This is a genomic window from Dokdonella sp. (assembly GCF_049593775.1).
Taxonomy (GTDB): domain Bacteria; phylum Pseudomonadota; class Gammaproteobacteria; order Xanthomonadales; family Rhodanobacteraceae; genus Dokdonella.
The window spans coordinates 1-7,998 of sequence record NZ_JBAWHJ010000293.1 but is presented as its reverse complement, the minus strand read 5'-3'; the positions used below and the strand labels follow the sequence as shown (position 1 = coordinate 7,998).

At 61.7% G+C, this 7,998-nt stretch carries 8 protein-coding genes; 5 read left to right on the top strand and 3 right to left on the bottom strand.

Translation table 11 applies throughout. The annotated features are described in order from the left end of the window. Window positions 1–3: 3 nt before the first annotated feature. A complete protein-coding gene (locus WBP53_RS10355) occupies window positions 4–2,733 on the bottom strand; it encodes an EAL domain-containing protein (protein WP_423928609.1) in 2,730 nt (909 codons plus the stop codon). A 107-nt stretch (window positions 2,734–2,840) separates the two neighbouring features. Next, complete coding sequence (locus tag WBP53_RS10350) at window positions 2,841–3,272, bottom strand: CopD family protein (RefSeq protein WP_423928607.1); 432 nt, start codon at window positions 3,270–3,272, stop codon at window positions 2,841–2,843. Between the two features lie 295 nt (window positions 3,273–3,567). Here WBP53_RS10350 and WBP53_RS10345 point away from each other — a divergent pair, with 295 nt between their 5' ends. From WBP53_RS10345 to WBP53_RS10325, 5 genes are all read left to right on the top strand, one after another. Further along, a complete protein-coding gene (locus WBP53_RS10345) occupies window positions 3,568–4,284 on the top strand; it encodes a DUF6776 family protein (protein WP_423928605.1) in 717 nt (238 codons plus the stop codon). Next, window positions 4,271–4,714, top strand: coding sequence for a bactofilin family protein (locus WBP53_RS10340; protein WP_423928603.1), 444 nt, complete (start codon window positions 4,271–4,273; stop codon window positions 4,712–4,714). The genes WBP53_RS10345 and WBP53_RS10340 overlap by 14 nt, the downstream gene beginning before the upstream one ends. A gap of 248 nt (window positions 4,715–4,962) precedes the next feature. Further along, the gene (gene erpA, locus WBP53_RS10335) at window positions 4,963–5,331 is read left to right on the top strand and encodes an iron-sulfur cluster insertion protein ErpA (protein WP_423928601.1); all 369 of its coding nucleotides are present in this window, start codon (window positions 4,963–4,965) and stop codon (window positions 5,329–5,331) included. An 84-nt stretch (window positions 5,332–5,415) separates the two neighbouring features. Next, window positions 5,416–6,381, top strand: a complete 966-nt coding sequence (nudC, locus tag WBP53_RS10330; protein ID WP_423928599.1) for an NAD(+) diphosphatase — start codon at window positions 5,416–5,418, stop codon at window positions 6,379–6,381. Window positions 6,382–6,590: 209 nt separating this feature from the next. Then, entirely contained in the window at window positions 6,591–7,457 is an 867-nt protein-coding gene (locus WBP53_RS10325) for a beta-lactamase induction protein (protein ID WP_423928597.1), read from the top strand. Between the two features lie 56 nt (window positions 7,458–7,513). Here WBP53_RS10325 and WBP53_RS10320 read toward each other — a convergent pair. Next, a partial coding sequence (locus tag WBP53_RS10320; RefSeq protein ID WP_423928595.1) for a CatB-related O-acetyltransferase occupies window positions 7,514–7,998 on the bottom strand: 485 nt, incomplete at its 5' end.

Sequence of the window (7,998 nt, the reverse complement as noted above, 5' to 3'; positions counted from 1 at the left end):
GGCTCAGTTGCCGGCCATCTGGAAATCGTAGGAGGTGTCGCGCGTCGCTTGGCGCACGAAGTTGCCCTGGATCAGATCGATGCCGCTGGCCCAGAGGGATGCCGCAACGCGGGCTTCCTCGACACGTGGAGCAATGACACGACGTCCGCCTGCATGCGCAAGCTTGACCAGTTCACGCAGTTCGCTGCGCAGGCTGTCATCCGGATCAGCCGTGTAGCGTGGTGAAAGCTTGATGAAATCCACCGGCAGGTTGAGCAGCATCTCGGTACCGAGCATGCCGGCTTCGAGGCCAGACAGTGTCAGGCTGACGCCAAGCTGCTTCATCGCCATGGCGAAGCGGATGTAGGCCGAAAGCGAGCCAGCCGCATCGGCCAGGCGAATCTCGATGGAAATGAGCGCCGCTGGCACGCGGTGCGTATCCAGAGCATTGCGGATCCACTCGACGCGATCCGGATCGAGAACACTGCTTGCGGATAGACTCAGGAACAGTCGCAGGTTGCGGCCGTCGCGCAGGTGGTCGGCAATGGTGCCGAGGCAACTGTCGAACATCCAGCGATCCACATCCGATATCAACCCGGCTTCTTCCGCAGCTGGCACGAGTTCGGCTGCGGCATAGACGCGACCATCATCGTTGGACAGGCGAAGCAGGGCCTGGAATTGCTCTTCCTCCTCGCCATGCAGGGAGACGATGGGCTGGAAGACGACACGGAAGCTTGAATCATCGAGCGCCTTGCGAATCGCGGCGACGAGAACACCGGCTTGCTCCTCGCTGGCGACTGGCGCCACCAGTGCAATGCCGGCGGTGTCTCCAGCGGGTACTGTCCGCAACGCATTTTCCGCGGCATCGATCATGGCCTTCGCGTCGCCTGCCGCAACTGAGAACGGACAGATGCCGACCTGAATCTTCAGTTCCTGGGGAACCTTGGTGGTGCCGAAACTCTCAACGGCGACGCAGGCGCGCAACGCCTTGGCGTGGTCCTCGAGGGCCTGTGTCGTGAGATCCGGATTCAGCAACAGAAATCCATGCTCGCCACAACGGGCCAACATGTCGCCATTGCCGATGTGTGCCGCAAGCAGCATGGTCAGTCGATCGAGCAGGATGCGGAACGCCGAATGACCGACGCGATCCTCGCATGCCTCTGCATCGGCGAGTTCGAGATACATCAGGCCACCCTTGCGCGTGGCTGCATCTTCCATCGACAGCATCTCGGTAAGGCGCCGGGCCAACTGCGCCGAATCGTGGACTCCCTTGCTGGCTTCCCGCGCGCTGGGAGCGCGCCGGCGTCGTTCGAGTTGGCGTGCCCGCCTGACTCGGCTGGTGACCGCAGAAATAAGATGCCGTGGCGCAATCGGCTTGCTCAGGAAATCGTCACCGCCGGCGCTGAGGGCCTCGAAATGCTTTTCCGTATCGCCCTCGCCGGAAAGAAAGACGATCGGCGTCGATATGTAGGCTTCACGTTCACGGATCAGCGCGGTCAGTTCCATGCCATCGCACACGGGCATGTTCAGATCCATCAGGATCAGGTCCGGGCGGAATTCGTCGAGCTTGTCGAGCACTACCGACGCGTCATTGACGGCCAGCGTCTGCATGCCGTTCTTGCGCAGGATCGATTCGGCGAACAGCGCCTGCGAGCGATCATCCTCGACGATCATGATGCGGAACGGATCGGCATGTTCCGCAGCGTTCAGTTCGCGCAGGCGCCCCATCACATCGTCTGCATTGCCAGGTTGCACGATGAACGCATCGCAGCCTGCACGCATGGCGCGCAGGCGCGCAGCAAGATCGGTTTTCTCTTCGGACAAGGCGACCAGCAGGACGCGCTTTCTGGATCGCGATCTCGCCGCCCGCACCAGTGCCCCGATTTCCTCGATCGCTTCCTGGAAGGTACCCTCGAGAAGTACCAGCGAAGGCGTGGCGCGGTGCATGGCTTCCTTCAGCGCATCGACCGTTCCAAGGCTCTCGATTTCATTTCCCTGGGCGCGCAATTGCAGATCGATGGCCTTGCTCAGGTCGGCGCCGTCGGCAAGGTGAAAGACTTTTCTCGGTGCGGGGTCGGTCTCGACCTCGATCTCTGCATCCAGCTCCGGCTCGGGATCACGGGCGGTCGGACGCAATGCCACTGGTGTTGCCGCTTCTGGCACAGGCGCAACGACCGGTACTGGTTCGATTGCGGGGCGAATATCTGCTGTCGGTTCGACAGGCTTGTCAGTGTGAATCGTCGGTACGTGTGCCGGTTGCGCAAGCGTCTCTGGCACTGATGGCGCGCTGGCGATTGGCGAAGAGGCGAATCGACGCCAGTAATCCTTGGGTGGCCGTACCAGCAGCGGAAAGCCATTGGCTTCGGCCGCGGCGTAGCCGAACAGGGTCGCCGGTTCATCGTTGCCGGCCGTGGTGTCCAGAATCGGCGAGTCGTCGCCTTCGGCAAGCGCTTCCAGTTGCCGGCCAATCTCGTCCAGTGCCTGGCTGTCCGGCATCCGCGGCGGATCGAGCAGAGTCCATAGGCACTCTGCGAATTCCTCCAGGCGGTTGGCAACGGCGGCCCTGTCGAGCAGGTGGCAATTGCTCGCCAGTGCCTCGGCATCCTCGGCCAGCAGCAGGGCTGCATTGATATCCCAGTAGCCTTGGCGCAACTGCTCGCCGCGCAAGCGCAGGTCGCCTGCGCGCGCCGGTATCTGGTTGACGAAAGCCGCGCGGGAGCGTGGTCGTCTGGAAGTGAGTTCCCTGGCCTGCATGGGTCCCCCCGTGGAACCGAATGTGACTATAGCAGCGCTCAGGTCCGCCCTGAACCACTCAGGGCTTGCGGCCCGGGCGAGCCGAAGCCAGCGCAGCTACCTGCGACTCAGATCGGCTTGACCACCACCAGTATGACGATCGCAATGAGGAGTACGGCTGGAATCTCGTTGAACAGGCGCAACCAGCGACTCGAGCGCGTGCAACGGTCGTTGGCCAGCTGGCGTGTCAGCCGCATCAGCATGCCGTGATAGGCAATCAGGCCAACTACCAGAAGCAGCTTGAGATGGAACCACGCACCCGTGGTGAGTGCCTGCGGGGCGTTCTTCATCCACCAGCCCATCAGTGCGATGCCAAATGCCACGGCCAGTGCACCGCCGATGTGGGTGATCATCAGCAAGCGGCGCTGCATGATTCTGAGGCGCAGGCGAAATTCAGGTTCGCTGGCCTCCACGTCATACACGAACAGCCTCGGCAAATAGAAGAGTCCGGCAAACCAGGTGACGACGAAGATGATGTGGAACGCTTTGAGCCAGAGCATGCTAGTTCGAACACCTCAAGGGGCGCGCGGAATCGCGCCGTGATTGTCGCCCGGGCCGAGCGAACGCCAGGTTGGCGTGAAATCACGGCCTGGAGTTTGCCCAATGGCAGCAGCAGGACCAAACCCTGCAGTGTCGAGGCAGGCGGCACGGTTTCCTGCGACCTCGTGAATTGTTCGCGATGGCGAACCACGCGGTACCATGGGGCAGTATAGCCGTGCTTGACGCCGCTCCGCGGGGGTGGCTATAAGCGCAGTCCCCTCACGACTCAGCGAGTCGGTACAGCGCGCCTTTTCCATGAGCACACCGCATTTCGAAATTCGCCAGATCAATCCTGCGCGTTCGCGCTGGGTCTGGCTGTTCGCGGCCCTGATCTGGCTGGGTACACTGGTGCTCACGGTGGCGGCCACCAGCCTGTTCCTGGCCAAGTCCGTGAAGCAGGAGCCGGTCGCGGTCAGCGTCGACCACATGGATGTCGAGGCGCTGAAAATGCGTATCGCGGTTCTGGAGCGATCCGAGCAGGTCGCCAAGGCCGCGCTGGGCGACTTGCAAAAGACCTTGCGCGACCGTGAAGAGGAAATCGCCGGTGTGCGCGCCGATCTGGCGTTTTATGGTCGCCTGGTTGGTGGAGCCAAGCGTGAAGGACTGGCCGTGCATGCCCTCAGGCTCACGCCCGTGACCGATTCGCGTGCCTGGAACTTTGCCGCGACGCTGACCCAGAACTTCAAGCGTGGTGCGGAAACTGCCGGTCGATTGACCCTTTCGGTGACCGGAATAGTCAATGGCAAGATCGACACGGTGGATTGGAAAAGCTTGAGCCAGGAGTCCGAAAGCGCCGGAATCGGGTATGCGTTCAAGTATTTTCAGCAGGTCAACGGCATCATCATGCTTCCGGATGGCTTCGAGCCGAATAGCGTCCGTGTCAGTGCGGAGGGTGCAGGTGGGCGGAGTGTTCAGGAATTCTCTTGGGAAGATGCGGCGAAAGCCGAGGAGTCAGGCAATGTTCGGGAATGACAAGCGAGGCAAACACTCGATGTCGGCGATCACCACGCTGGTGGCTGAAGGAACAGTCATTCGCGGTGACGTCGAGTTCAGTGGTGGTTTGCATCTGGATGGCGCGGTTGAAGGGGCAATTTCGGCAAACGGTGACAAGGCTGTGTTCACGTTGAGCGAGAAAGGCCGGGTGGATGGCGAGATCCGTGCCCCCAATGCAGTCATCAACGGCAAGGTCACGGGTGACATCATTGTCAGCCATCGTCTCGAACTGGCTGAACAGGCCCGTATCGATGGCAATATCTACTACAAGGTGCTGGAGATGGCCGCCGGTGCACAGCTCAATGGCAAGATGATCTATCAGGCCGAGCCTCCACGGCAGCTCAGCGGCCCTGGAGCGGTTGCATCGGATGATGGCGATGCGGTTGATGCCGAGCCTGCGCGTGCTTGAATCACGCGGTTTCGCCACGATCTTCCTTGGGGCGGCACTGATCAGGTGTCATCCGGTTGATTGTGTCGGGATGCAGCCGTTGGCATTCAGAAGCTTCGCCAGCCGTACCGCGCGACATGTCCAGGCCGGCAACCTGGATTTCGCGCAGTTGCATGACAGGTGGCGTCTCCGAAAACCGTGATGCTTGCGCAGTCCGATCAACGTTGCCTCTATCATCCGCTGGCGACAGCGAGCGCCGGAAACAGACCATGAACACTACCGCCACACCCACTTACCTGGACTTTGCCGAAGCGCCGATGGTGTTTACCGCGGCCGCGGCGAGCAAGGTGACCGAGCTGATTGCCGAAGAGGGCAATCCGGAACTGAGCTTGCGCGTCTACATCAGCGGCGGCGGTTGTTCAGGATTCCAGTACGGCTTCACCTTCGACGAAGAGCGTGCGGAAGACGATCTCGCCATCGAGCGCGATGGCGTGTTCCTGCTGGTCGATCCGCTCAGCCTGCAATATCTGGCCGGTGCCGAGATCGACTATTCCGAGTCGCTAACCGGCGCGCAGTTCGTCATTCGCAATCCGAACGCAAAGACGACGTGTGGTTGTGGATCGTCCTTTGCTGTATAGGGCGTCCCGTGCGTCTCCCGGTGCAGGCCAGATGCCTGACCCGGGCAGTGTCAGCAGGGTCGATACGAAGCAAGGGAATGATCGTTGAGCGCCGATCAGCGCAGTCGCAACAATGTCTTTGCAGGTCTTGTCCTGGATCGCTGCAGCGAGCGCCGCATCGAGGTCGACTGGTTGCGCGATGCCGAAGGTGCAGCTCAAGCCCGTTTCCTGGTTGTTGGCGAGGATGGCAAGGCGCTCAGTCAGGCTACAGCCCGAGGTTTGCGCTTCCTGGATAGCAGCGAGCGTCGTGAGCTGCTGTCCGAATCGAGGCCTACCCTGCTTGGCCTGGACCAGGACCAGATTCCCTACTTCCTGCTGACGCCGGATTCCGAAGCATGTGCAAGCATCGGTGAACGTTGCGAGGGCAGGTATGTTGATCTTCGACGCGCAGGAATGGGCATGCCTGCGTTCGAGGCCGGTTTGTTCGCCTACGCGCGAGGCCTGGCCCACTGGCAATCCCGCTCGCGCTGGTGCGGGGCCTGCGGCAGCGCGCTATCGCTGGAATGGGCGGGACATCGCGCCCGCTGCACCAACGAGGCCTGTGCGATCGAGCACTTTCCGCGCACTGATCCGGCCATCATTGTCATCGTTACCTGGCGAGACGCATGTCTGCTCGGCCGCCAGTCATCCTGGCCGGCCGGACGATATTCCACCCTGGCCGGATTCGTGGAGCCCGGGGAAACGCTGGAAGACGCCGTGCGCCGTGAGGTGTTCGAGGAGGCTGGCGTGCGCGTTGTCGACAGCGACTATCACTCTTCGCAACCGTGGCCTTTCCCGTCCTCGCTGATGCTCGGCTTCACGGCACGCGCCGATGAGCCGGATATCTGTGTCGGCGACGAGATCGATGAAGCGCGCTGGTACGAAGTGGATGATTTCGTGCGCGACGTCGAATCCGGTGCATTGGGACTGCCGCCGCCGCTGTCCGTCTCGTATCGTCTGATCGAACATTGGCTCAGGCAGGCGGGTGGCCTGGAGCTTGGCAGCTTGAAATCACCGTCAACCTGGGCCTGACCCTTCGGTCCAAATCGATACGCTGGCGCCTGTCGGGAGTCCCCCACATTCGTGTGCTCGCGGAATTCGCTGCAGCCCTGCGGATGACGGACGGCTTGCAGCTCGCCAGGCCTGGTGCTGTGCCATTCCGGCGGAAGTCCGCGGGCTTCAGGGCAGCCGCCGCTGGCGCGGGCTACAATCCACCTGCCTCCATGCCAAAGTAAGAACCGATGGCCAAGACCCTGATCGCGGTACTCATCGTGCTGGTAAGCACGCATTCCTTGCCCGACCTGGCGCGTTTTCGCCGATTCTCCTGGTTGCGCGGCTGGATGGGAGAAGATCACCCCGGATCGGCCAGGGCGCTGCTGGTTCCGGGCTTGATTCTGATCGCTACTGCGCTGATTCAGGCGGCACTGCATCGACACTGGTTCGGCATTCTTGAGCTCGCCTTCATGATTGTCGTGTTGTACATGAGCTGGGGGCCGCGCGACCTCGATGTCGATATCGACGCCATCCTCAATGCGTCGGATAGCGTGCAGCGCAGGGACGCTGCGCAGATGCTTGGCAAGGGCATCAGCGAGAAACCCGTTTCACTGACCGCCTCATCTCTGGTGGAAGCAGGATTTGCTGCGGCCCTGTCGCGCCAGTTTGGGGTGCTGTTCTGGTTCGCCCTGCTGGGCCCGGTGGGTGCGCTCGGCTATCGCCTGGTGCAATTGCTGGCGCGCTCGCCATCCTTCCGGGACGTCGTCGGCGATCATCGCGAAGTGTTTGAACGTGCTGCACTGATTCTCGATTGGGCGCCCGCGCATCTCATTGCCCTGACGCTGGCCCTGGTATCCGATTTCGATGCCACGGTGCGTGCCTGGCGCGAGTACCACCTGGCTCACGGGCAGGGTTACTTCACGCTTGATCTCGGCTTTCTCGCGGTCATCGCACGAGCCGGCGTTGACGCCGATATCGCCGCAGGCGACGGGGGCGAGGAGAGTGTCGGTGATCCCATGGCCGAGCTGGCCGATGCGCGCGTGATCCTGCGTCGAGTGTTGTATGTCTGGCTGGCCGTGATCGCGGTAGTCGTGCTGGGAGGCTGGGCGAACTAGTCGTGTGGTGACTCTGCTCGCGCTGCCTTGCGGATGCGAAGCAACGCTTGGGCGGATCAGGCCCCGGCAGCACCGCGGCGCAAGGCCTCTATGTCCCCTGAAACGATCAATCCCAGGTGCCGGGTGATCTTTTCGACGGGCCAGTCCCACCACGCCAGTGACTCCAGCGTGGCAACAGTTTCCGGCTCGAATCGTTGCTTGATCACCCTGGCCGGATTGCCGCCAACAATCGTGTAGGCGGGGACGTCGGCAACGACGACGGACTTGGCCGATACGATCGCACCGTTGCCGATCCTGACTCCAGGCATGAGCGTCGCCTCGTAGCCGATCCAGACATCGTTGCCGATCACCGTATCGCCCTTGAAGGGCAAGTCTCCAGGCGCCGGCATGACCTTTTCCCAGCCGTTTCCAAAGATCTGGAACGGATAGGTGGAGGCTCCCGAGAGCTTGTGGTTGGCGCCATTCATGATGAATTTGACGCCACGTGCAATCGCGCAAAATTTGCCGATGATAAGTCGGTCACCAATGAACGGAAAATGGT